The organism is Laspinema sp. D2d, assembly GCF_025370755.1.
In the GTDB taxonomy this organism is placed as follows: Bacteria; Cyanobacteriota; Cyanobacteriia; order Cyanobacteriales; family Laspinemataceae; genus Laspinema.
The window spans coordinates 20403-45619 of sequence record NZ_JAMXFC010000001.1; the positions used below are offsets into that span (position 1 = coordinate 20403).

23 protein-coding genes are annotated in these 25217 nt (G+C 46.9%); 12 read left to right on the forward strand and 11 right to left on the reverse strand.

The genetic code is table 11. The features are described from left to right. Positions 1-566: 566 nt before the first annotated feature. Positions 567-1322, forward strand: a complete 756-nt coding sequence (locus NG796_RS00110; RefSeq protein ID WP_261203881.1) for a gamma-glutamyl-gamma-aminobutyrate hydrolase family protein — start codon at positions 567-569, stop codon at positions 1320-1322. An 84-nt stretch (positions 1323-1406) separates the two neighbouring features. Here the strand turns inward: NG796_RS00110 and NG796_RS00115 are convergent, their stop codons facing one another. Further along, positions 1407-2810, reverse strand: a complete 1404-nt coding sequence (locus tag NG796_RS00115; RefSeq protein WP_261203882.1) for a sugar porter family MFS transporter — start codon at positions 2808-2810, stop codon at positions 1407-1409. A 592-nt stretch (positions 2811-3402) separates the two neighbouring features. Between NG796_RS00115 and NG796_RS00120 the strand changes: the two genes are divergently transcribed. Continuing rightward, positions 3403-3891, forward strand: coding sequence for a nuclear transport factor 2 family protein (locus tag NG796_RS00120; RefSeq protein ID WP_261203883.1), 489 nt, complete (start codon positions 3403-3405; stop codon positions 3889-3891). A 52-nt stretch (positions 3892-3943) separates the two neighbouring features. Here NG796_RS00120 and NG796_RS00125 read toward each other — a convergent pair whose 3' ends face one another. The 3 genes from NG796_RS00125 to purS all read right to left on the reverse strand — a co-directional run bounded on the left by NG796_RS00125 (position 3944) and on the right by purS (position 6653). After that, complete coding sequence (locus tag NG796_RS00125; RefSeq protein ID WP_261203884.1) at positions 3944-5008, reverse strand: tetratricopeptide repeat protein; 1065 nt, start codon at positions 5006-5008, stop codon at positions 3944-3946. Between the two features lie 654 nt (positions 5009-5662). Next, positions 5663-6364, reverse strand: coding sequence for a phosphoribosylformylglycinamidine synthase subunit PurQ (gene purQ, locus NG796_RS00130; protein WP_261203885.1), 702 nt, complete (start codon positions 6362-6364; stop codon positions 5663-5665). 4 nt (positions 6365-6368) lie between these two features. After that, the gene (purS, locus tag NG796_RS00135) at positions 6369-6653 is read right to left on the reverse strand and encodes a phosphoribosylformylglycinamidine synthase subunit PurS (protein WP_261203886.1); all 285 of its coding nucleotides are present in this window, start codon (positions 6651-6653) and stop codon (positions 6369-6371) included. A gap of 276 nt (positions 6654-6929) precedes the next feature. On the opposite strand from purS, the gene NG796_RS00140 reads away from it, so the two are divergent. Next, the gene (locus tag NG796_RS00140) at positions 6930-7331 is read left to right on the forward strand and encodes a Fur family transcriptional regulator (protein ID WP_261203887.1); all 402 of its coding nucleotides are present in this window, start codon (positions 6930-6932) and stop codon (positions 7329-7331) included. Positions 7332-7481: 150 nt separating this feature from the next. Here the strand turns inward: NG796_RS00140 and NG796_RS00145 are convergent, their stop codons facing one another. From NG796_RS00145 to NG796_RS00155, 3 genes are all read right to left on the reverse strand, one after another. Continuing rightward, a complete protein-coding gene (locus tag NG796_RS00145) occupies positions 7482-8435 on the reverse strand; it encodes an SPFH domain-containing protein (RefSeq protein WP_261203888.1) in 954 nt (317 codons plus the stop codon). Positions 8436-8589: 154 nt separating this feature from the next. Next, the gene (locus tag NG796_RS00150; RefSeq protein WP_261203889.1) at positions 8590-9063 is read right to left on the reverse strand and encodes an NfeD family protein; all 474 of its coding nucleotides are present in this window, start codon (positions 9061-9063) and stop codon (positions 8590-8592) included. Beyond that, positions 9053-9208: a hypothetical protein gene (locus tag NG796_RS00155; RefSeq protein WP_261203890.1), complete on the reverse strand. Its 156-nt coding sequence runs from the start codon at positions 9206-9208 to the stop codon at positions 9053-9055. The genes NG796_RS00150 and NG796_RS00155 overlap by 11 nt, the downstream gene beginning before the upstream one ends. 131 nt (positions 9209-9339) lie before the next feature. Between NG796_RS00155 and NG796_RS00160 the strand changes: the two genes are divergently transcribed. After that, positions 9340-11262 (forward strand): protein phosphatase 2C domain-containing protein, encoded by a 1923-nt coding sequence (locus tag NG796_RS00160; RefSeq protein WP_261203891.1) that lies wholly within the window; start codon positions 9340-9342, stop codon positions 11260-11262. 229 nt (positions 11263-11491) lie between these two features. Beyond that, the gene (locus NG796_RS00165) at positions 11492-11716 is read left to right on the forward strand and encodes a ferredoxin-thioredoxin reductase variable chain (protein WP_261203892.1); all 225 of its coding nucleotides are present in this window, start codon (positions 11492-11494) and stop codon (positions 11714-11716) included. Positions 11717-11917: 201 nt separating this feature from the next. Here NG796_RS00165 and NG796_RS00170 read toward each other — a convergent pair whose 3' ends face one another. Together NG796_RS00170 and NG796_RS00175 are read right to left on the reverse strand one after the other, a co-directional pair. Further along, positions 11918-12145, reverse strand: a complete 228-nt coding sequence (locus NG796_RS00170) for a hypothetical protein (protein ID WP_261203893.1) — start codon at positions 12143-12145, stop codon at positions 11918-11920. Positions 12146-12511: 366 nt separating this feature from the next. Beyond that, positions 12512-13306, reverse strand: a complete 795-nt coding sequence (locus NG796_RS00175) for a YdcF family protein (RefSeq protein WP_261203894.1) — start codon at positions 13304-13306, stop codon at positions 12512-12514. Positions 13307-13663: 357 nt separating this feature from the next. Between NG796_RS00175 and NG796_RS00180 the strand changes: the two genes are divergently transcribed. From NG796_RS00180 to NG796_RS00190, 3 genes are all read left to right on the forward strand, one after another. Beyond that, positions 13664-17272 carry a PAS domain S-box protein gene (locus tag NG796_RS00180; RefSeq protein ID WP_261203895.1) on the forward strand — a complete coding sequence of 1203 codons (3609 nt, stop codon included), beginning with the start codon at positions 13664-13666 and terminating at the stop codon, positions 17270-17272. Between the two features lie 166 nt (positions 17273-17438). Continuing rightward, positions 17439-17621, forward strand: coding sequence for a hypothetical protein (locus tag NG796_RS00185; protein ID WP_261203896.1), 183 nt, complete (start codon positions 17439-17441; stop codon positions 17619-17621). A gap of 40 nt (positions 17622-17661) precedes the next feature. Next, positions 17662-18408 carry an SH3 domain-containing protein gene (locus tag NG796_RS00190; protein ID WP_261203897.1) on the forward strand — a complete coding sequence of 249 codons (747 nt, stop codon included), beginning with the start codon at positions 17662-17664 and terminating at the stop codon, positions 18406-18408. A 37-nt stretch (positions 18409-18445) separates the two neighbouring features. On the opposite strand, the gene NG796_RS00195 is transcribed toward NG796_RS00190, so the two are convergent. Next, complete coding sequence (locus NG796_RS00195) at positions 18446-19741, reverse strand: family 10 glycosylhydrolase (RefSeq protein ID WP_261203898.1); 1296 nt, start codon at positions 19739-19741, stop codon at positions 18446-18448. Between the two features lie 281 nt (positions 19742-20022). Further along, on the reverse strand, positions 20023-21063 hold the full coding sequence (locus tag NG796_RS00200) for an adenosine deaminase (protein WP_261203899.1): 1041 nt from the start codon (positions 21061-21063) through the stop codon (positions 20023-20025). 213 nt (positions 21064-21276) lie between these two features. Between NG796_RS00200 and NG796_RS00205 the strand changes: the two genes are divergently transcribed. The 4 genes from NG796_RS00205 (at position 21277) to NG796_RS00220 (ending at position 25149) form a co-directional block, all read left to right on the forward strand. After that, positions 21277-22605: an adenylosuccinate synthase gene (locus NG796_RS00205; RefSeq protein ID WP_261203900.1), complete on the forward strand. Its 1329-nt coding sequence runs from the start codon at positions 21277-21279 to the stop codon at positions 22603-22605. Between the two features lie 283 nt (positions 22606-22888). Continuing rightward, positions 22889-23173 (forward strand): hypothetical protein, encoded by a 285-nt coding sequence (locus NG796_RS00210; RefSeq protein ID WP_261203901.1) that lies wholly within the window; start codon positions 22889-22891, stop codon positions 23171-23173. A gap of 121 nt (positions 23174-23294) precedes the next feature. After that, positions 23295-23906 (forward strand): 50S ribosomal protein L25/general stress protein Ctc, encoded by a 612-nt coding sequence (locus tag NG796_RS00215; protein WP_261203902.1) that lies wholly within the window; start codon positions 23295-23297, stop codon positions 23904-23906. 256 nt (positions 23907-24162) lie between these two features. After that, complete coding sequence (locus tag NG796_RS00220) at positions 24163-25149, forward strand: adenosine kinase (protein WP_261203903.1); 987 nt, start codon at positions 24163-24165, stop codon at positions 25147-25149. Positions 25150-25217: the final 68 nt, after the last annotated feature.

The following is a 25217-nucleotide window of genomic DNA, read 5'->3' on the forward strand; positions in this document are numbered from 1 at the left end:
GAATCAGTTACGCTTTCCAATGTTTTCAGTGTTGTTATCCCTAGAGGTGGACTGGACCAGATGAGCAAGGCGATCGCCTATGATTGAGTTTACCAAACCTGCTGCAAAACTGGCTGTACCCAGGGAAAAACTCCACCGCCAGTAAGATGTTTGCACTCCAGACACTCTCTCCCTCAACGGAGTGGACAACGCGATATCATCACAATTTTAATGTTAAAATTGCCCCTTTAAGGCTGATTGCAAGAAGCCCGTCAAGACGATTTAATTTTTTTTTCAACGATGGCGATCGCTTGCTTTTTTTTGGGTAAACTACAACAGTAGAGCGCTCAACTCTCCTCGGTTGATATTCTCCACCCCCGACCCTCCTCTTGATGTCAATCCAGAACCTTTGGGTTGAAAATAGTAGACGGCGAGGGTTTTTGGCAGTGGGAAGCCGATCATAAAGAGGAGAATGGACGGTTTATCCAATGGGATTAAACTGCAATTTTTTATACTGCTTTTTTACTTGAAACGTTGAAGATAAAAGGAGACTCTTTCATACCCTCCTACGTTCCTACTCTCCTGTTATGACTAAATCTCTGAAAGCACCTCTGATTGGCATTAGCACTTATGGCAGAAACGGGGTCAGCGCTTTTTCCCTCGCGGCGACTTATGTGGATGCAGTTCGCGCCGCCGGTGGAATGCCGGTACTCCTGCCACCGGGAGAACCCAATCCCGCTGAAGTTTTGGAACGGATCGATGGGTTGATTTTATCTGGGGGTGGGGATATTGACCCGAGTGCCTATCAGGGTTCGTCTCATCCGAGTATTTATAATATTGACTCAGAACGGGATGAATTTGAACTCACATTAGCCCGGTTGTGCTTGGAAAAAGATCTGCCGTTTTTGGGGATTTGTCGTGGCATGGAGGTGGCGATCGTTGCCTGTGGGGGAACTTTGGTGACTCATGTTCCTGATGAGTATGGGATGGCGGTGCAACATCGGTTAGTCCCGGCACCGGGTCATCTGTATCCGGCAAAGCATTCGGTGAGAATTCTGTCCAGCAGTCGGTTAGGTGGGATTATTGGGAAAACTGAGATTGAGGTGGTATCCTGGCATCATCAAGCGGTGAGAAATTTAGCCCCGGGTTGGCGGGTGGTGGCAGAGTCGGTGGGGGATTATGTGATTGAGGCAGTAGAACATCAACATTGTTCCTTTGCGATCGCCGTCCAGTGGCATCCCGAATTGTCCCCCGAAGATATCGCTCATCAACGGATTTTTCAGGCGTTGGTGAAGGCAGCGGGAACTCGGAAAGTGGTGCCGATTCAGGATGCGATCGCTTAAAATTTCAAGTCCGGAAAACAGCAGAGGGATGAATTCTGATGAAATAACCGGACTTGATTCAGACAGGTTTCCCGTCCTGGATTACTACATTTCTTCCAATTCTCGACCCTTGGTTTCCTTGACCAACAGTAGCACAAAGAACAGAGAAATTGCCGCTGCGGTGGTATATAAACCGTAAGCAAAGCCCAATCCAATATCTTTAAGGACGGGAAAGGTTGTAGATACCCCAAAGTTAGCAATCCATTGTGCCGTAGCAGCGACGGATAGGGCTGATCCACGAATGCGATTGTTAAACATTTCTCCCAGTAATACCCAGGTGACGGGACCCCAAGAAAAGCCGAAGCAAAAGACGTATAAGTTAGCGGCTAAAAGTGCGATGATTCCGGCACTGTCTGTTAAAGCGGGATTACCGGCAGCATCCAGAGAGGCGTTTCCGAAGACGGCGGCGAGGGTTCCAAGGGTGAGCATCATGCCAATTGAACCGACAATCAGCAAGGGTTTTCGGCCAAATTTATCCACAAAAGCGATCGCCACCAAAGTCGTTACGATATTCGTGACACTGGTAATCACTGTAATCCACAGGGAATCCGCCTCGGAAAAGCCCACGGCTTGCCATAACACACTACTGTAATAGAAAATAACATTAATTCCCACCAATTGTTGCAGAACCGAAACCCCAATTCCGATCCAAACAATGGGAAGTAATCCACCCCTACCCCATAGATCCGATAACCGAGGTTTGTGGTCCTGAAATATAGTGTCTCGAATCTCCAAAATTTTCGCCGCCACATCCCCTCCGATCGCCTTTGCCAAAATCGGAGTTGCTTCGGCTTCTCGCCCTTGTGCGACTAAATATCGAGGAGATTCAGGAATTCTTAATGCTCCAATTCCGTAGAGGATAGCTGGGGGAATTTCAGTCCAAAACATCCACCGCCAAGCGGGTATTCCAAACCAGAACGGTGACATGGCAGAACCTGCTCCTACGGCAATAAAATAGTTACAGAGTAAAGCGACAAAAATGCCCGTAACGATCGCCAGTTGCTGGAGAGAACCCAGGCGTCCCCGCAAATGTGCCGGTGAGACTTCGGCTATATAAGCGGGAGCAATTACACTCGCTGTCCCCACTGCTACACCGCCGATTAATCGCCACATCATAAAATCGGCGATCGAGACGGCAATCCCTGACCCGATCGCACTAATTAAAAAGAAACCTGCTGCTACAATCATGGTTTTAACTCGACCGTAGCGATCGGCAATTTGCCCTGCAAAAAAAGCGCCTACAGCCGACCCCAGTAAGGCCGAAGAAACGGCTAGTCCTACTTGAAAACTATTCGCTTCAAATGAAATTCCTAATGCACTAACGGCACCATTAATCACTGCCGTATCAAACCCGAATAAAAATCCGCCTAAAGCCGCAACGAGTGCCAACATCAACACATAAGAAGTGCGCGCCTCATAAATCGTCGGGGTTTCATTGTCAGTTTGCATTTATTAACTACTCCATGAATTTTAAAGGTTGATTTTTTATGGTGGTTGGAAGCGGCTCAAACATCAGAGGCAGAACGGTATCTAACCCTGCGGATGTATCGCCTTCTAGCCGTAATTTTAACGCAAACGTTTCCTGGCGATCGCCTTCTATCCTTCTCCTCCCGAAGATAGATCGGATTCCTCTTTTTATTTCTATCCTCTCTCAGGCAGTTTGAGAAGCATCAGGCTTTGTTTTTGTAACTTTTATTAACATTTCTCAATACCTTGAAATGTTAATCACCGCCTATAATCTCTACCAAAAGATAGATTTAAATTAGCCTGAGTTGGGCATAAGCTGTTATCGATTTATAAAGATTGGCAATTATTACAGGGCCTCAGACGTCAGCTAGAGACGGGTTTCATTCAGCAGAACAGAGCCTTGACTCAACAAACTAGGAATCAAGCACAAGAGAGGTTAGAAACCGGGGGATTTCACAAAATGGGTAGCATTTACCCGCAAATCTAGGCAAAAACTCCGGTTTCTTGTGCTATCTGAGGAATCCTGCACGGAAAACTATAGCGCTCGCAATCCCAACCGTTAAACAATAAACTGATGGAAACAAAATCTTTATCTTCCCTACCCTCCAACCCAAATTTAGTAGAAATTTGGGAAGCTCATCAAGCGGCTGAATTTTTCCATCATGATGTGAAAGCCGCCCTAGAAACCATGACTGAAGATGCTTATGTTAATCTGGTTCCCCTTTCTGCGATCGCCTCGGGAAAAGCAGAAATTGAAAACTTTTATGCCAACTACTTCATTGGTAAACTACCCCCAGATACTCAGGCACAATTAATTTCTCGAACCGTGGGAGAAAACCAAATTGTAGATGAACAAAGCTTTTCTTTTACTCATTCCCAGGATATCTTTGTTCTGCCTAATATTCCCATTACTCACAAAAAAGTTGAAATGCTCATTGTCATTGTGGTAGGATTTCGGGAGGGCAAAATAGCCTATGAAAGATTGTATTGGGATCGCGCTTCTTTACTAGAACAAGTGGGCTGGCTGTCTAAATCCTATATTCCCGCTTTTAAGTTAAAGTAGGAAAATCTTACCCGTTCAAAAGGACGCGGTATTGCCGCGTCCCTTGGGTGAATTAATTGGATCGCTGTTGGGCTTGAGTGAGATTATATTGGGCTGGGGCGTAATTGGGGGAGATCTCGATCGCCCGTTGGAATTGCGCGATCGCCTCTGCAATGTTGCCTTGTTGTTGCAGGGTTAGCCCCAATCCATTATAGGCTAAAGTATGCGCACTGGCTGGATTTGCGGGCCGATCGGGGAGGGCTAACGCACGGCGATAAGTAGCAATCGCTTCATCTAGGTTGCCCTGTTCGCGATATACTCCAGCTAACCCATTATACGCGGTAGCCAGATTCGGTGAGATAGCGATCGCCCGTTCATAAGCAGTAATCGCTTCGTCTAACTTATTCTGCCGTCGCAACATCACGCCTAAATTATTATGCACTTCGGCGAGATTGGGATTGAGATCTAATGCTTGCCGATAGGCGGCGATCGCCTCATCCACTTTATCCTGACGGGCGAAAGCTAACCCTAAATTCAGATGTGCCTCGGCATCATTCCCATTGAGTCCGATCGCCGTCTGATACGCAGCGATTGCCTCGTCTAACTTATTCTGCCGAACCAGCAAATTCGCAATTTTGATGTGCGCTTCCGCATCATTCGGATTAAGTGCGACTGCCCGACGATACGCTGCAACTGCCTCATCCCCTCGCTTCATTGCAGTTAAGGCAACCCCTAGATTAAAATAGGTCTGCGCTTGATCCGGATTGAGGCGTAATGCTTGCTGATAGGCAGCGATCGCCTCTTCGGGTTTTTGGCGATCGGTGAGGGCATTTCCCAAATTATTATACGCACTGGCATTATTCGGGTCCAATGCCAAGGCTTGTCGATAGGCGGCGATCGCCTCATCTACCTTATCCTGATAAAATAAGGATAACCCTAACCAAATATGAGCCCCTGAATTATTGGCATCCATCGTCACAACCTGACGCCAAATCTGTTCCGCTTGGGCATAATTTCCCGCCGTAAAAGCAGTATTACCCTGTTGCGAGAGTTCTTCAATAGATTGTCCAACGGCTAACTGAGGTGTTATCATCACAGACAACGCTAACACCCATCCCATTAATTTAGGTGACCTCACGATCTCCCTCCCTTCTTTAGTCTGAACAACTGGGTTTTCCTGGGTTCGTTTCACGATTGAATCAGTTGTGAATTCGTTTCCCCGTAACCATGACGTTTATAATCCTATTTGTTCGCCCGGTCCAAATGTACTCCTTTTCCCGTTCCTGTCTTCGGGAAAAACAATCCTAGCTTATCGCAACTGAGATCCCCTTTCTAAGGGTAGTATTGTGGGAATTGTTTTTTGAATTCAGCATATAGCAGTCCTAAATGATTTATAACATATTCTTCTCCGTTCTCCCGTTCTGGGAGAGTGGTTGGGGGTGAGGGTCTTCCACAACTGATTTAGGATTGCTATATCCGGAGAGTCTTGATCTCCAAGGGATAAAAAACCGGGTTTCTGCCCCAGATTTAGCACGAATTAGTCCCAATTTTCCCAAGAAATCCGGTTTCTAAAGAGGACAACCGCTTTAAGCGCACTTCCGGTTCCCTCCCCTTAGCAAGGGGAGGGTTAGGGTGGGGTCCAATCCCCGGGACTACAAAAGGTTTAATCCTTTTTTTGCGGAATGGGTAGACCCCTCCCCTTGGCAAGGGGAGGGCTATGAGAACCCACTCTTGTAAGGGGGGGGAGAGGTCCTCTGGAACATCCCCGGGCAGGATTCCTGACTCTAAAGCGTTATCGGACTCCGGCGATCGCAGCTTTTAAGAGACTTTCAAACAATTTCATGCCATCGGTATCCCCTAACATGGGATCGGATGCCCGTTCAGGATGGGGCATCATGCCGAGAACATTCCCTTGGGAATTGCAGATCCCGGCAATCTGGTTTAAGGACCCATTGGGATTACTTTCGGGGTTACTTTCCCCTTGGGGACTGCAATAGCGAAATACCACCTGTCCATTGTCTTCCAGTTGGGCGAGGGTATCCGCATCGGCATAATAGCGGCCCTCCCCGTGGGCGATCGGGAGGGTGATGATTTCTCCGGATTGGTATTCAGAAGTCCAAGGCAGACGGGTATTTTCCACCTTCATCGGGACGCGATCGCAGATAAAGTGCAAGTCACGATTTCTAATTAAGGCCCCTGGGAGGAGTCCCGCTTCGGTTAAGACTTGGAACCCATTACAAATTCCCAGGACTAATTTACCCTGTTCGGCGTGTTTGATGATTTCCGGCATGACAGGGGAAAATTGCGCGATCGCCCCACAGCGCAAATAATCCCCGTAACTGAACCCACCGGGTAACACCACCACATCCAAATCTGAGATATCCGTTTCCTGATGCCAGACTAACCGGGTGGGACGATCCAACAATCCTTGGGTGACATACGCCACATCGCGATCGCAATTGGAACCGGGAAACACTACAACTCCAAATTTCACCGTATTATGCCCCCGCCTTCATGACAGTTGCCACTTCCACCAACTCAAACCGATAGTTTTCAATCACCGGATTAGCTAAAAGTTGGTCACAGATGCGATCGAGTTGCTGGGTTGCCGCTTCTGGGGATTCGGAAGTAATCGTCAATTCCACATACTTGCCAATGCGGACCCCCTCCACATTGCGATCGCCCATTTTCTGTAGTCCCGACTCGACGGCAGTTCCTGCGGGATCTAAAACCGAAGGCCGCAGAGTAACATAGATATGAGCCTGATATTTCTTTAAAGTCACAACAATCCGCCCTAACTTCTGGTGATAATGCCATTAGATGCCACAGCATCTTTTATTTTAATCCCCAAACTGACACCGGAGGACGTCGGTATAGTAGAAATTAGCAACCCGGTTTCTTTAGAAACGCTTTGCTGCTGAGTAACAAATCTAGTCCAGAAACTTGGTTTCCGGTCCTCTGTGTGTCATCGTGAACCGGCATCCTAAGCTTGGATAAATCCTCACCCTCGTCTAACTCCAACGTAAGCCAGACGAACCCATACCGATGTTAATCTAATCATGACAGTCAAACGCACCCGGTCCCAAGAACGTATTCTCAATTTCCTCAAAACCCTCAACGATTCCATTTCCGCACAAGATATTTATGTCGAGTTGCGCCATCGGAACCAAAGCGTCAGTCTTGCCACCGTCTATCGCGCCTTGGAAGGGTTGAAGTTGGAAGGAGTGGTCCAGGTGCGGACCTTGGCAAATGGAGAGTCCCTTTATAGTTGCCAAAAACAGGACCGACACCACTTAACTTGTTTACAATGTGGGATATCAATTCCCCTCGATGAATGTCCAGTTCATCAGTTAGAAGTGGAACTCCAAAAGGCTCATCAATTTAAGATATTTTACCATACTTTAGAGTTTTTTGGACTCTGCACTCAATGTCATGTATTGCAACAAAATGGCGGAGTTTAAGTCTGACTCATAGAAATAAAGACTGAAGTTTTTCCCCCGACAAACCTAGAAAATTTCACTTTTTTGTTCGTAGGAACGACTTCAGTCATTCTTCTTTGTCTTTGGAGTAACGACTTCAGTCGTTATCCACCAATCCTATTCCCTCTAGACTTACCGTTCTTGTTCGCTCACAATCGATCGCATTCCTTCCAAGGTAGCGGGAATGGTGCGCGGGTCCATAAACATCACTTTACTGCTATCACTGGCTCCAATTTTTAACCCCATTTCCATGTATTGTTGAGCGACTAAAAATTGTAAAGCTTCCCGAGCATCTGGGTCAGTTTTGAGCGTTTTGGCGATAATTTGCAGGGCTTCTGCGGTTGCTTGCGCTTTCAAAACTTGCTCTTGGCGGACTGCTTGCGCTTTCAAAACAATTGTCTTTTGTTGCGCTTCTGCATCCAAAATAACTGCTTTTTGACGAGCTTCTGCATCTAAAACCTGCGCTTCTGCTTTGCCTCGGGCATTATTAACTGATGCTTCCTTTTCCCCTTCCGAGGTTAAAATTGCAGCCCGTTTGCGCCGTTCCGCTGCCATCTGCAATTCCATTGAATCTTGCACCGCTTTGGAGGGGACGATATCCCGCAATTCTACCCGAGTGACTTTCACCCCCCAAGGGTCAGTCGAAATATCCAATTCTCGCAATAAAATCTCATTAATTTCCGACCGAGCAGTAAAGGTTTCATCGAGTTCTAGTTTACCCATTTCTGACCGAATTTGAGTCAAAACTAGGTTGACCATTGCCGACTGGAGATTTTCTACTTTGTAGTAGGCTTTTTCCATGTCCATAATCCGCCAGTAGACCACCGCATCTACACTAATGGAAACATTATCCCGAGTAATACATTGTTGAGGGGGGATGTCTAATACTTTTTCCCGAATCGTGCCTTTGTAAACGATTTTGTCTAAAAAGGGGGTGAGTAATCGCAGTCCGGGTTCTAATTTTCGGCCATTATATTTTCCCAAGGTTTCAACCAAGGCTTCATTTCCTTGATTGATAATTTTGACACTACCGGCTAGGGCAGAACCGCCGAGGGCCAAAAATATAATAAAGATAAATTGTTCCACCGTAAACCTCCAAGTTAAAGTTGAAGCTGGATGAAATTGAAACCATCCCGTCAGGGAGAAAGGGAACGGTCAAGTTAACCCGATCGCCTCTGAGTGATGCTGACTGATTGCTACTGGGGAATTGAAAATCCCTACCCGTCTATTTCGGCTGAATTTAGGACTGTAAAAGATGCTCTGGAATGACAATCAAAGTATTCCCTTGGCGTCCGACAACGAACACAGGTTGATGGGGGGCGATCGCCTGTTCGGGATCCGAACATTTAGCCCGCCAAGAGTTCCCATCATAGATCACCCGTCCTGCCTCTCCCGGAGGGATTGCCGTTAAAGTTTGCGCCTCCTGTGCCTCTGCTAGAGAGTGGGGTACTTTTTGTTTGGACAAAAACCGGCTAGAAAGGAAAATAAAGACAGCCGAAAGGATCACCCATAACACCACCTGAATGAAAAAATTGGGGATAAATAGAGAAAGTCCCGCCACAATTAAGGCGCTGACTCCGGGCAGAAATTCCACAAAGGCAGTGGGGAGAACCAGTTCCATTGCACAGAGAATGATGCCAACGGCTAACCATAAAACCGCCGGATTAAGCTGGCTGAAAAACAGGAGAATGGCAGAGATGGGGTCAAGTGCCATAGCGTCTTCTTCCAAGGTTAAGATAGATTACGAGATTGTCTTCCGGTCGCGATCGCCGATTGGACGGGGTTCGGGATAAAATTAATGGGGTCTTCCTTGCCAATCCACCGACCCCTAGTCCATCCAGTCCTAAAAATCTCGCCATAGGCGTTCTACGACTGGCGGTATTGTAGCGGTCGAGGCTGTTTGGAGTAGCTACAACCAGTGTAGGCTGGCTTTGGACCGATCGCCAGGAACGATCGACTTCTTTTCATACTGTCATTGCACGCAGAGATTATGAGCAGTTCTGAGCCACTCTATTGTTTAAATCCAACCTGTACCCAGCCCGAAAACCCAGTAGGAAATCGGTTCTGTGATGCTTGTCAAACTCCCTTGCTGTATCGCTACTTGTGGGCGGTGGGTTCCGCAGCAGCCGGGTATCCCATTGGCGAACTCATCGGCGATCGCTACCGTGTGGTGAGTCCCCAAATTTGGCTCGATACTCAACCCGCCTTGGCCCCCTTCGTTCCAGAGACATTACCCGAGGCGATTGTGGCCTATCTTAAATTATATCCCCATCGCCTTCATATTCCCGAGGTCTATGGGTTTTGTCCCCTCGGGGAAGGACCCAACGCCGCCAATTTGTTATTACTCGATAATGTCCCTGTTGATGGAAAAACCGCCACCCTCTATCCGGGAATGTTGGAACTCTGGCCCCAGACTGCCCCAGTTCGCCAAGTCTATTGGTTATGGCAAATTCTGCAACTCTGGACACCCTTACTCGAATTAGGCGTCGCCTCTAGCTTACTCAAAGCCGATAATATCCGGGTCCAAGGGTCGCGCGTCTGGTTGCGTGAACTCTATGGTGATGCCAGTTTAATTACCCAACCGGATTTACAAGATTTAGGCTATCACTGGTTAACTTGGGCGGGAAAAGTGGCCGCCCCAGTGGGCGATCGCCTCCAAGAAATTGGGAAACAAATGCGCCGTCCTAATGCCGAATTCCAGGCGATCGCCCCCCAAGTCAACCAACTCCTCCTCGAACTCACCGCCCAACTCCCCCTCCGTGTGCGCGTCGCCGGAGTCAGCGACTCAGGACCCAATCGCCACCATAACGAAGATTCCTGCTATCCCACCCTCCACGACATCGCCCAAATTGATAAACCCCATACCCATCCCCTCCTCCATCACTTAGCCGTTGTCTGTGATGGCGTCGGAGGACATGAAGGCGGGGAAGTCGCCAGTCAATTGGCCGTTCAAGCCCTCAAACTGCCCATTCAAGCCCTCATGCGGGAAATCGCCGAAGAACCGGGCCTCGCCATGCCCGAAGTCGTCAGCGAACAACTAGAAGCCATTCTGCGCGTCGTCAACAACACGATCGCCGCCCAAAATGACAAACAAGGACGGGCGTCACGACAGCGCATGGGGACCACCCTAGTCATGACCCTGCAACTTCCCCAAAAAGTCACCACCCCCACGGGTCAAGAATTTGCCAACGCCCATGAACTCTATGTTGTTCATATTGGCGATAGTCGCGCCTACTGGATTACGCCCCACTCTTGTCAACAACTCACGGTCGATGATGATGTCGCCTCCCGGGAGGTCCGCCTCGGTCGCGCCCCTTATTCCCAATCCGTGCGTAGACGGGACGGAGGGGCGCTTACCCAAGCCCTCGGAACCCGGGAAGGAGACCTATTGCGCCCCCAAATTCAGCGGTTTGTCGTAGAAGAAGATGGCTTGCTGCTACTCTGTTCCGATGGATTAAGCGATAACGATCGCGTTGAACAATTTTGGTCTGATTGTGCCCATGATCTGTTTAGCGGGGCAATTTCCGTCGAAACAGCGGCCCAATGGTGGGTAGACCTCGCCAATGAAAAGAACGGACACGATAACGTTTCCGTCGTCCTCTCCTATTGCCGCATCTCCCCAGAAAAACTGGTCTTGTTCGACCCCAATCAACTCCCTGCGGCGGGATTATCTGAGGATGAACTCTCCGATGCCTCTAAAGCCCTCCTTTATGAAGAGGAAGACCCATCCCCGGGCCGCCCTCGTCGCCAGTCCAAGGGCGATCGCACCGGATTAACGTTAGCCCAAACCATCGCCCTCCTAGCCTCCGTCACCCTCATCAGCGCAGCGATCGGTTTCGCCGCCTGGTGGCAAATCGACTCAGGAGGACTCACCCAACTCCGCGAAAGAATCTTCCCACAACAACAAGAATAAAACCCCCATCCCCCAATTCTCCCCCATCCCCCATCTGCCCGATCCCCCAATTCTCCCCCATCTCCCCGATCCCCCAATTCTCCCCCATCTCCCCGATCCCCCAATTCTCCCCCATCCCCCATCCCCCATCTCCCAAAGGGAAAGGCTGTTTGATAAGATACTGAAACCCTGCACTTTTGGTCCGTGCAGTCGGAAAGAGAAGAGAAGCACATTAGAATTTGAGAGATCTATGAAAGTTGGCGATCGCGTCCGCATCACAAAGTCGGTTATCGTTTACCACAGTCCAGAACATCGCAATGAACCCTATGATGTCAAGGGTCAAGAAGGCGAAGTTATCGGCATTGTTACGGAATGGCAGGGGAGACCCGTTAGTGCTAACCTGCCCGTCTATGTTCAGTTTGACAAAAAGTTTAAAGCCCATTTCCGCGAAGATGAGATAGAAGCCCTTGAATAAAAGCTCAACTGACTCGGTGTGAACTCCGCTGACTGAATTAGGGAACTCCAAAACATAACATCTTCTATCAGAGATCCCCCCAACCCCCCCTTGACAAGGGGGGCTTTGGCAATTCGTTAAGACCTCTAATCCAGAACTTTTTTTAGGAAAATCCCTTAGCATTTAGCGGTCTTGCTAAGGGGGAATTGAAAACAACGAAGCTTATTTTTTTCGGTTAAACCAGCCGAGAATATTAAGATCGCCCCGCATTTTTTGCACCTCTTGGCGATGACGTTCGGCGGTTTGGTAGTACCACTGGCAATATCCCTCAAAGGCTTGACGATATTCTAGTTCATGATAAAATTGCCGAGTGACTTGCGCCGATTCTAAATTTTCAGCCACATCTTGGGGAATGGGCGCACCCTGGGGAAACTCGTTGGGAAGCATCATAATTATTTTTACCTAAATCTTTTTTATCACCCCAAGCCTTTCGGATTAGTATTCAATTCAGGGAACTAGAAACCAAGTTTCTGTTTTAATGGCTTACAAAAAATGCCTGAATTTTATAAAAAACCCGGCTTTCTAAGCACAATTCCGATATCCTAGGGCGTTGTCGGTAGTTCAAGGGTTTGCAACCGGGTTTCTGTACAAAATTTTGGGGAATTCGTAACTGAACTTGGGGCTAGAAACCTGGTTGTTTGTCCCTGGAATCTAAAATAGTACCGATGCTCTAGGACAACTGTTTTTGTATTCTAACATCTGGCTGAAAGGACCGGCAGGGGGGCAAATTTCGGCAATTCCTGACAAGGGGTGGCTTTAGAGCCAACCTTTGAGACGATAGATGAGGGTGCCAATATATTCTTTGAGAGATTGGGTGGTTTGTTGGAGGCGAGAGGCATCGGGGAGAATGTTCAGGGTGACGGATTGCCAGGATTCGGTGAGTTCATCGAGTTCCTGTTGGGAGATGAGAAAATCCGTGGGTGCAGGAATGGCTTCGATCCCTTGACGTTTGAAGATCTTCAGCGATCGCGGCATATGGGTGGCGGAGGTGACGAGTAACACCCGTTTTTCAATATTTCGGGCTTCTAGGAGTTTCCGGACTTCCACCGCATTTTCATAAGTATTTAGGGAGTTGGATTCCAGGAGAATTGCGGAAGTTGGGACTCCCATTGCGGCTACAATGTAGGCCATGTCTTCGGCTTCCGGTGGTCCTCCGCCTTTCCAGTCAATGCGACCCCCGGAGAGAATAACGAGAGGTGCTTTTCCCTGCTTGTAGAGTTGGGCCCCATAAAGGACGCGATCGCCTGCTTCACTGACATCCACCCAGGGACGAGGGTAAATTGCCGGTTTGATGCCGCCGCCTAATACAACAATTGCCGATGCATTGGGGAGTTCCCCAGAGGGTAGATTCTGCCACTCCAGGGATTGGGCAATACCGTTGGCAACCCATCCATTACTACTCAAGAGCAAAATCACCAACGCTGAGGAGATCGCCACCGATGCCCATTTTGGACGTTTCCAGAGGGTTACTAATGCAACCAACATCAATAAGCAACTGAGTCCGAGGGGGTAAATGAAGACAGGAAGCAGCTTGGAAAGAAATAAAAACATTCTAGTCAAACCAACAGGTCAAACGGGAACTCTTAGAATAGGGTAGCACCAACCACCTCTCCCCTTCTGAGTCAGGAAGGATGAATGAACCCCTTTTCAGGTTCTTAGGCAATTGTCCTGAATCAAGGGAGGAGTTCTTCGGCATCACCACAAATAGAGACGCGATCGCCAAGCTGTCTCTTGGTTCTGCTATACCCAGGTGTATCTATAAAAGCGCCTTGCCGGTTACTCTACCCGGGGAGGCCCCAGAGCGATCGCCGACCTTGATTCGGATCAATTCATTCGCCCAGTTGGGTCCATTTCCTAGATTAATGCTTCGTATATTTCCCTTTATTTTTATTCTTCGTTCAAAAAAAGATGAAGTTACAAACCAAATTAGTTTCCAGTTTTTTGGGATTAACCGCCGTTGTCGCTCTTTTAGGCATTACTCATGTCCGATCCAACCAACAGATCAGTAAAAGAATCGAGGAAATTTCTACCCATGAAATTCCCCGAATTGTGGCCCTTGAGGAAATCAAAGTCACTTCTTTGCGAATGATCACTGAAGTCACTTCCTACGCTTTACTCCAATCGGAATTAGCACGCCTGGGTCAACCCCCGAACAATGCCTCTAGTTTCCTAGAGGAAGAAACCGAGGAGTATCAACTAGCCTATCAAAATCTAAAAACCTGGATTGGGCAATTAGAGGAAGTAACTCTCTTTACTGGAAAGGATAAAGAGTTTCTCAATGAAATTCATAAAATTACAGATGAAATTAACCAGATTTCTCAAGACATTATTCAGCTAATTACTGAAGAACAAGCTACCCCGTTAATTTTGGAAAACTATGAAAAACTAGAAAACTTAGAAGATATTTTTACTGAAAAAATTAATTATGAAATTACTCAATCTATTGAGCAACTTCGACAAGAAAAACAATCAATAAAAACTCAAACTCTTCAAGCAAATTTTGTTAATTTAACTTTAATTATTTTAATTGCACTTTTAGCGATTAGCTTGGGATTGCTATTAGCCGAAAATATTGCCAAACCGATTATTAAGCTCAAAAATGCCGCCATTGCCATTGGACAAGGTAAATTAGATGTCCGCGTTCATATCAACAGTAGCAGTGAAATCGGTGTTTTAGCCAATGCGTTTAATCACATGGCCGATGAAATCATCAAAAAAACAGTATCTAAGCACTATGTTGATAATATTTTCAAATCTCTGATTGATGCTTTAATTATTTTAAACCCAGATGGAACGATTCGAGATTTTAATTTTGCAACTTTATTTTTGCTGGGTTACGAAGATGACAGTGACCTATTAGGACGGTCTATCAGCACTCTTTTGAAAGACCGGATCACCTATGATGAATTGGCGACTCAAGCCGGAGTAGCCAATAGTTTAATTGGTCGAAAAGAAGTAGAATTATTGAGTAAAGATGGACAGATTATCCCCGTCTATTTCTCTGCATCAGTGATGCGAGAAGAAGGCGGGGCAATTCAGGCGATCGTCTGTTTAGCCCAAGATATTCGGGAGCGAAAACGAGCCGAAGCTGCCTTACGAGAGAGCGAATATCGCTATCATATGTTAGCCTCTATTTCTCCTGTGGGCATCTTCCGCATGAGTGAAACGGGTCAGTTTTTGTACTTAAATGAGCGGTTATCTCAAATTACTGGACTCACGGAAACCCAAGCTAAAATCGGGGATTGGTTTGAGGCGATTCATCCGGGCGATCGCGATCGGGTGATCCAGGAATGGAATCAGTCTGTAAAACAGCAATTACCCTTCCAATCAGAGTTTCGGTTTTTGCATGAAAATGGTACTGAACGATGGGTTTGGGGCCAAGCGGTCTGCCAAGGTGATAAAGATTGCAACGGCAGGGATTATGTGGGAACCATTACCGACATCACCGAACGCAAGCGCATGGAGGAGGCTTTACAACAAGCCAATGACGAACTAGAAACGCGGGTCCAAAATCGGACCTTTGAGTTAAGGCAAGCATTAGAACAATTGCAACGGGAATCCCTAGAACGTAAGTTAGTTGCAGAGGCGCTGCATCAAAGCCAAGAACGACTCAATGGCATTTTACAGTCCATCGATGATGTCGTCTGGTCCGTTTCCGGAATCACCTCAGAAGTGCTTTATTTGAGTCCCGCAGTAGAAACGATATACCACCGACCTTCTTCAGCCTTTTTTGAAAACATCAATCTTTGGCAAGAAGTAATTTATCCCAAGGATCGGTCCGTGGTAGATTTAGCTTTTAAAGTAAGCCTGGAAACCGGCACTACCGATTTAGAATATCGCATTGTGAGACCATCAGGAGAAATCCGCTGGTTACGGCAACGCACCCGGGTAGTCCGCGATCGCGACGGCAATCCCCTACGGATCGATGGCATCGCCAGCGATATAACCGATCGCAAACAAGCAGACGCTAAATTACGGAAATCGGAATTACGCTATCGGAAACTCGCCAAACAAGAAGCCTTAATTAACCGACTCACAGACCAAATCCGGAACTCCCTAGAAATCGATACCATTCTGGAAACTGCCGTGAGCGAAATCCGGTCCTTATTGCAGGTCGATCGCTGTTTATTTATCTGGTATCGTCCTCAAGGGTTAGGAACCTCCCCGGCTTCTCACAATGGTGCAACTCCTACCCTGTCCCCTTGCTGGGAAGTCGTCAAAGAATCTCACACCCCGGACTTAACCAGCCTCTTAGGATACTATCCTACCGATCGAGACAGTTCCCTAATGGCTCAACTGTTGAACCGGGAAACCATTCAGGTAGACGACGTGAGGCAATCCCAGAATCCCGACTACCAAAAATTACAAACAACCTGGGGTTATGAGGCATTTGTGGCATTACCCATTCAAACCCTGAATGGGGAAATTGGCTTAGTCAGTTGTGGTCACTGTCAGGGACCTCGGCGATGGAGCGATCGCGAACTGTTACTCCTCAAAGCGATCGCCAATCAAGTGGCGATCGCCATTTCCCAAGCCGAACTCTACACCCGCGCCACCGACTCCGCCCGCCATGCCCGAGAAAAAGCTCAAGAACTCCAACACACCTTACGAGAACTGCAAAAAACTCAAACCCAACTTATTCAAACCGAAAAAATGTCCAGCCTCGGTCAAATGGTCGCAGGAGTCGCCCACGAAATCAATAATCCCGTTAGCTTCATCTATGGGAATATTGAACCCGCCAACGAATATATCCACAACCTACTCCATTTATTAGCATTATATCAAACCCACTATGCAGAACCCGTCCCCGAAATTCAAGACGTCATAGAAGAAATCGATTTAGAATTTATCATTGATGACCTTCCCAAACTTTTATCCTCCATGAAAGTCGGAGCCAACCGCATCCGCGAAATCGTCCTATCTTTAAGAAACTTCTCCCGGTTAGATGAATCGCAAATGAAAGCCGTTAACCTTCATGAAGGCATCGACAGCACCCTGTTAATTCTCCAAAATCGCCTCAAAGCTAAACCGGGACGGGAGGAGATTAAAATTATTAAAGACTACGATAGCTTACCTCTAATCGAATGCTATGGCGGCGAACTCAATCAAGTATTTATGAACTTGATTAGTAATGCGATCGATGCCTTAGAACGCCCCTTAAAAAACAATAACCTGAAACCAAATCCAGCCTTTTTACCAAGTGCCACTCAGCCAGAATCCGATGCAACCATCGCCACCACCTATTCTGCTCCTTACATCCTAATTCAAACAACCCGCAAGGGGATAAACCAAATTGAAATCAAAATTTGCGACAACGGCACCGGCATGACTGAGCAAATTAGACAAAGAATATTTGACCCATTTTTTACGACCAAACCTGTCGGGGCCGGAACCGGCTTAGGCTTATCCATCAGCTATCAAATCATCGTAGAAAAACATCGGGGAAAACTCGAATGCGTTTCTATCCCCGGAAAGGGAACAGAATTTTCGATTTCCCTCCCCATTCATCCCGAATAAACCCATAAAATTTGGCACTCTATATCCTATGAATTTTCCCTATTTCCTCTCGGTCCGACTCTCCCCAGTTGAGAGATCCGGACAAGGGGATGAGAAGCATGAGCCAAGTTACCCTTGCCCTGAATTAAGAGGTGAATTATGATAAGAATCATTTAAAGTAGAGAGAGTGAAGAGGAATTTAAAGTCTCAAAAACTCAGTTCCCACAGTCCCTACCGCCAGGGAAATATTGCCCAAATCCACCGAGTCATCACCTTGGTGATCGCCGTTGGGATTACCCTAGGCTGTACCCAACCCTGGCGATTGGGGCAGGCAGAAGCCGTTACAACCGAATTCCGTATCAAATTCTGAGAATTTACAGCCGATTCATTAACCAAAAGGAATGAAACGAATGATAACCAGAAAATTAAAATATGGAATCCCAATTTTTATCGGATTGATATTTAGCACAGTTGCTGACTTAGGTTGGGCTAAAAACCTTTCTTCCCCTCTTTCGTCATCTAATTTGCCCTCTTACCTGGCTCAATTGCCTGAAATGGGGCTATTGACGACAAACCCAGGAACTCAAATTAATATTCGGAGTGGTCCGGGGATAGAATATAGTGCGCTGCACTATGGGGTGGTCGGCGATCGCGTGGAACTTTTAGACTCACAAGCCGAAAATTATTCAGATATTTACAAGTATCGCTGGCATCAAATTCGCTTTGTTGAATCCGGCGCAGTCGGTTGGGTCCGAGGGGATTTTCTCATTCAAACCACCGACTCGGTGAGTAATGCTTGCCATCAAAGTTTATCCGAAGTCAAAAATACCCTAAACAATGTCCCAAACACTTTTATATCGCGAATAATTCTCGAAAATAACGCTCTATCTCCTCTCGCAACCAGACCGAATGAACTGGTTGTGTTAGTGGGTGGGCCCGGACAGCGTACAATTCTGTCTTCAGTCGAGTTCATGCAAAATATCAGTGACCAATTAATTCAAAATTGTGAAACCGTAAGTGCTGTCAAACTAGCCTCTAATAACTCCGGATGGCATCATGTTTTTGGTTTGATTAATGGGCGCGTTCAAACCTTTGAATGCATTGATTCGGGACCGGGTGTTCAACTGAAATGGGGCGAATATTTTTGTACGCTGTGAATCTCGCTGAAGTGGAAACACTACCTTCTGTTCTTGCCTACTTAATCTTACCCGTCAAACGGTTGACCTCATCGGCCATTTTTTCCGGTTGCCCTGAAAGGGGAAATAACAAAATATTGTCAACTTTCGGATTTCTGACTAATTCTTCTAAGCGATTAAATTGCCGTTCGGTAATGGAAATGCCATCATAAGCTTCTACATAGGGGAGTTCCTGTGCGAAATTTTCATCGGCATAGACTTGAATAAACACCCGATCAACTCCCCAGTTTTCCCAATCTGCTGCAAAGTAGCGTTTGGCCCAATAGGGATTATGATGACAAATATCAAAACTCACGGAAGAATTGGCGGCTTTTGTTGCGGCGATCGCACTTTTGACAAAGTTAGTTAATTCCAGGGTGCGATCGACTTGACCGGGTAACTCAGCATGATACCCTAAATAATCATCCAACTGCACCGCATCAATTTGGGGATATTTCGTGACAAACTCGACCAAAATATTGGTAAAAAATTCCGCAACTTCGGGAATGCCAACATTCAAAACATAATGGTCAACGCCGGGATGGGTGCGGTCCACTCCCGGAACAATCCACCCCCGCTGAACGGCTAAATTGAAGGCCGGACTATTTTCGTCTATTTTAATGCCTTTCTCAAAATACGCATGAACTTCCATGTCATGTTTATGCGCTTCGTCAATTAGCCAATCCAGCCATTTATCCTCAAACTCATTGGGACAACTCTCATAGCCAAATTTGGCCTGCATAACTGCACTTTTGTACATGGTGCAGGCATTTCCCCAAACCCCATGAATTAGGGTGTTAATTCCCCGATCGCGATAATACCGCACCCTGGCTCTAATTGTTTCTTCCGTCGCATTATTGGTAACTTGATAGCGACTAAAATAAATGCCTCGAATCGCTTTTTTTTCCCAAGGACTTTTAGGAGTGGAGGGGGTTATGGGATTTTCGGGTAAATTGGCTGGCGGTTTAAGGGCAGCAGTTGACGTTGGAGGAGATGGATTAGAAATTGGGGCTGTCGGTAACTGGGATTGTGGTGGTAAGGTTTCTAAAATTGGGGTAGCCTCGGGCAAATTCTGAGTCACTTCATCCGATGGCTTAGAGGCATTCAGAAAAGGAATTTTTTGTTGTAAATCCTGGGGAATAAATCGACTGATTTCTACGGAAATCTGTTCTCTGATATCATCAGGTATCAATCGACTAATCAAATATTCCCGCTGGGTGAATAAAAAATAACCACCCCCTAAAATTAGGAGAATTACCGAAAACGGAATGCTTGCACATCCACATCCACTGGGTTGTTTCTTTTCGCGAGCCATGATCTCTTAACCCGTTAGGTTCGAGTGAATTGATTGAGTTTTAAAGGGGCTGATTTTATAAGGTTTGGTAATTAACAAGAAAGAATTTGACGGAATTTTTCCCTAACTCCCCTATTTTTAATGATAAGAGGCCGATCGCTCCTTTGTCAAGATAGACTTAGACCTTAGCCAATTACGCAACTCACCCACCCCCGTCAATCTACTCATTGACTCACAAAAAAGCCCCGATTGGGGCCTAATTGATGAAGAGTCCACCCTGAATTAGAAGGAAATTCTTGACTTTAAACTACGGGCATGACGGGGATAGATTCCGGTTTCAACAAATCCGTTAACATTTCGGCTGGAGGGTGCTGATAAGGCCATGCAAAAGCATGACGAAACGCCGCTTCCTGACAGGCTTGCATCTGGTGAAAATCAATAATATCCTGAGTTAATAGACTTTCGTACTCAAAGGGTAAGCGCATATCATGTAAGCCAGCATTATCCGTACAAATCGCAATATCAACCCCGGCATCAAAACAGCGGTCAAAGATGATTTTGAGGTCCTGGATCTCCTTGAGAGTTCCGGTTTTAAAATAAGTGGTGGGACAGACTTCTAAACATTGTCCCCGACGGGCGACTTCCGGTAATAATTCCGGATGTTTTAAGGGAATTTGAATTCCATGTCCGATTCTCATTAAGTAGGGGAGGAGTTCCGGATGGCATCCGTCGGGGGTTTCGTAGAGGTGGCCGGTGGTATTTATACCCAGGTTACGGGCATAGGCGTAGAGTTTGACAAATTCATCCAGGCGATCGCCATAATGATTGTCCCCTCCCGCTACATCGATCGCACAGACATAACAAGGCATCTGACTCGCTAAATCCACGATCGCCCGATTCACCTCCTCGGGTAATCGCGAATGCATACAGAGAATTTGGCGGGTGACGATGGGATATTCGGGTAACTGAGACGCCTTGCCGACAACTTCCACAATCTCTGCCATGCGATCGATCCGCTGAGATTGACTCAAATCATGGGGAGTCCGCAAGTACGGGGTATAACGGAGTTCTAAATAGGCCAGATTTTCAAAAATATAGGCCCCCCGAATCAACCGATAGATAAAATAGGGGAGGGTTTCGACGCTTTGGACACTTTCAACGAGGGTGTGGAGTTCTAAATACTCATCGAGAGTATCCCGGGGTTTGGTGTAAAACGCTTCAAACACAGGATATTCGGGAAAGCGTAACGCCAGTTCGCGATCGTGACGCTGAAAGTATCGCCACAGAACACGAGGCACCACCGAACCTCCTAGATGTCGGTGCAGTTCAGCATATAAAGCCACAGCAGCTTCTCCTCTTGTGGATAGGTGAGGGGTCAATGAATTCGGAGAGCTAATTAGATCTAGCCTATCGAACAGATGCACTCCGAGTCAAGCCCATTACGTTATATTTTAGTGTGGTTTTTTGGAAACGGAAATTTAACAAAAATTAATTTGACAAGAGATACAGTATCTGGTGATAATTGTCGATTGTGTAAACTTTAGCAAAAAAGACCCTTGGCTAACGTCGTTGTAATCGGTGCCCAGTGGGGCGATGAAGGAAAAGGCAAAGTTACCGATCTGTTGAGCAAATCGGCAGATGTTGTAGTCCGTTACCAAGGGGGGGTCAACGCCGGTCACACGGTAGTAGTCAAGGACCAAACCTTCAAACTGCACCTGATTCCCTCTGGTATCCTTTATCCAGAAACCGAATGTATCATTGGTTCGGGAACGGTAATCGATCCAAAAACTTTAATTGAAGAACTCGATCGCCTCGAAGCGCTCAACATTTCTACCCAGAACCTAATGATTTCCCAGACGGCTCATGTCACCATGCCGTACCATCGCCTCATCGATCAGGCATCGGAAGAGCGTCGGGGAAACCACAAAATCGGGACAACCGGGCGCGGAATTGGCCCGACTTATGCCGATAAATCCGAACGGATTGGGATTCGGGTTTTAGATTTAATCGATCCCGAGGGGCTGCGCAAGCAACTCAATTGGACGATTAATTATAAAAACGTGATTTTGGAAAAATTGTACGATCTGCCTCCGCTTGACCCGGAAGAAGTGATCGACGAGTATGAGCAATACGCTCAACGCCTGCGCCCTCATGTGGTCGATGCCTCCCTAAAAATTTATGACGCGGTTCAGGAACGGCGTAATATTTTATTTGAAGGAGCGCAAGGGACCCTACTCGATCTCGATCATGGGACTTACCCTTATGTTACCTCGTCCAACCCCGTAGCGGGTGGGGCCTGTGTGGGAGCCGGAGTCGGCCCAACAATGATTGATCGCGTGATTGGTGTCGCGAAAGCTTACACAACCCGGGTGGGTGAAGGGCCTTTCCCCACAGAAATGACCGAGGGAATCGGAGATGTCCTGTGCGATCGCGGTGCAGAATTCGGAACAACAACAGGCCGAAAACGCCGCTGTGGCTGGTTTGATGCGGTCATCGGTCGCTATGCAGTCCGCATTAACGGCATCGACTGTCTCGCCATTACCAAACTCGATGTTTTAGACGAACTCGACGAAATTAAAGTCTGCGTTGCCTATGAAATTGATGGCACTCGCTGCGATAATTTCCCCAGCAGTTCTCGTCTGTTTGCGCGGTGTAAACCCATTTATGAAACTCTTCCGGGTTGGCAGCAATCTACCGTTAACTGTCGGACCTTGGAAGACTTACCCAAGCAAGCGTTAGACTATCTCAAATATTTAGCCGAATTGATGGCGGCCCCGATCGCTGTGGTCTCCATTGGGGCCAGTCGCGACCAAACCATCATCGTTGAGGACCCCATCCACGGACCCAAACGCGGTCTTTTGGATGCCAACGGCACTCCGGTCTAAATTCCAGTTTGACATCCTCAATCCTGACTATCTAAAATACAGAAAAAGGGGGATAGCCCCCTTTTTCTGTTAAGGGCAATTCTCACGATTCTAATTCCTTAACTATTTCACCCAATATCAAACAATTATTGGATAAAGTGCAGATAGCTTGGGCTGAAAATGTTCCAGAAACAGAGTTTATGGAATCTACATCTCAAGAGGAAAGCTAATGTTAGATATCAGCTTTTACCCAGAAGGTCAAGAATCGCATACGATAGAGATGAAAGAAGACTTTTTTGAGTAGTTGGCTCATACGAACTTTTCCAGGATAGGCAAATCTGACCCAACGGTGATTGAAATAGAAGAAAAAGAAGAACTGTTGTTGATTAAACTCGATCCAGAAAATTCCCAGCTTCTCAAGTATTTTCTGCGGGATGCGATTATCCTAGAAAGTGAAAAAATCATTGAAAACCTGGGAGAGACCCCATCTAAAGAGGACTATCAAAAACTGACCTATCCCTTGAAAAAACTGCATGAATTACGCCGCTGTGTAGAAAACGAAACCTACCAATATCTCCAGCGGGCTTGAATATCTGTCCCCGCTGTTGATAAAATAGGAGGTTGCAGCGTTTTTCCCGGACCCTCGGGTTAAACTGTGAACAACGTCCGATCCATCATTGATCGCTAACCCCTAACGAGTAACACCTAACATGACAGTCATCGTTGAATGCCAAAAACGCCACGAAGGAAGCAAACCCAAGGCCCTGCGACGGGAAGGATTGATTCCGGCTTCCCTGTATGGTCATCAAGGCACCGAATCCATTAGCCTGACGATTCCTGCCAAAGTTGCTGAGAAATTGCTCAAAGAAGCCTCAGTCAACAATACCTTGGTGGATCTCAATATCCCTGACCTTTCCTGGAAAGGCAAAACCATCCTCAGAGAAGTTCAGACTCATCCTTGGAAATCAACCTCGGTTTACCACATCAGCTTTTTTGCCGTGTCGGCAGGAACCAGCTTGGATTTGGTGGTGCCTCTCCATTTGGTGGGAGAACCTTATGGGGTCACCCAGGAAGGGGGCGTCTTAGATGTGGTGATGACCGAACTCCCCATTCAATGCACCCGGGACAATATCCCTGATTCTATTGAAATTGACATTACCCACCTTAAACTAGGGGATGCGTTGCACGTGAGCGAACTTCCCTTATCGGAAGGGGTAACGGCTCATGTGGAAGGCGATCGCATTGTTTTGACGATTCTCCAAACCAGAAATACCGATAAATCCACCGACGAAGAAGGTGCTGAACAAGGAGCCACTGCGTAGTTCTATTTTAGTCTGTGCTCTTTGGCGAGTCCCTGGAACTAGATATTCTTCGCCCAAGGCAACGGTTTTATCCGTGGCGGCAGGCAGATCCGGGGCGATCGCATCCTTTCTAGGGGTTTCGACAATCCAACCTCTGATTTTATAAAAGGAAAAAGGCAGGCAGGTTACTCCCTGTTGCCTTTTTCCTTTTTGCTTTGTATCGTAGGGTTTAAGCCAAAATTTATTCTCCCTAATCGTCGTAAAAACTAACAAATTCATGAGCAATTATCACGTTTATGGTATTGGGAATGCCCTGGTGGATATGGAATATGAAATATCCCCCGAACGCATGGCCCAGATGCAAATCGAAAAAGGAGTGATGACCTTAATCGAGGAAGATCGGCATCATTCCCTTCTGGAACAATTCAGCGATCGCCCTTGTAAAAAAAGCTGTGGCGGTTCAGCAGCTAATACCATTATCGCGGTCAGTCAATTTGGGGGTAAAGGCTTTTATTCCTGTAAAGTTGCCCATGATGAAACGGGTACGTTTTATCTGGAAGACCTCCTGCGCAACGGGGTAGAGACCAACTTACAACATCAAACTCGCCCGGAAGGAGTAACGGGAAAATGTCTGGTGTTCGTCACCCCGGATGCCGATCGCACCATGAATACTTATTTAGGGATTACGGGCAGTTTTGGAACCACGGAACTGGTTCCCGAGGCGATTGCTTCCTCGGAATATCTCTACATTGAAGGTTATCTCGTCAGTTCCCCCACAGGACAAACGGCGGCGATTCAAGCCCGAGAAATTGCCAGTCAAGCGGGAGTGAAAACTGCCCTATCACTCTCAGATATAAATATGGTGAAGTTCTTTAAATCGGGTTTGTTGGATATGATTGGACCCGGCCTTGATTTTATCTTTGCCAATGAAAGTGAAGCTTTAACAATGGCGGAAACGGATACCATTGATGGGGCAGTCACCCATTTAAAAACCCTCGCCAAACGCTTTGCAATTACCCTGGGTGCAAAAGGCTCTATCATTTTTGATGGAGAAAAACTCATTGAAATTCCGGCGATTTCTGTCCAGGCGATCGATACTGTTGGTGCGGGAGATATGTATGCTGGAGCCTTTTTATATGGGATTACTCATGGCATGAGTGATGCCGAAGCGGGACAATTAGCGGCTAAAGCAGCGGCGCGGATTGTCACCACCTACGGACCTCGGTTATCGAAAGAAGAAACGCGATCGCTCCTAGAAGGATAATCGCAAAAGCAGGAAGGATGAACTGAAAGCATTTGTCCTTCCGCTTTCCCGGCGCAGAATTGAGCCCA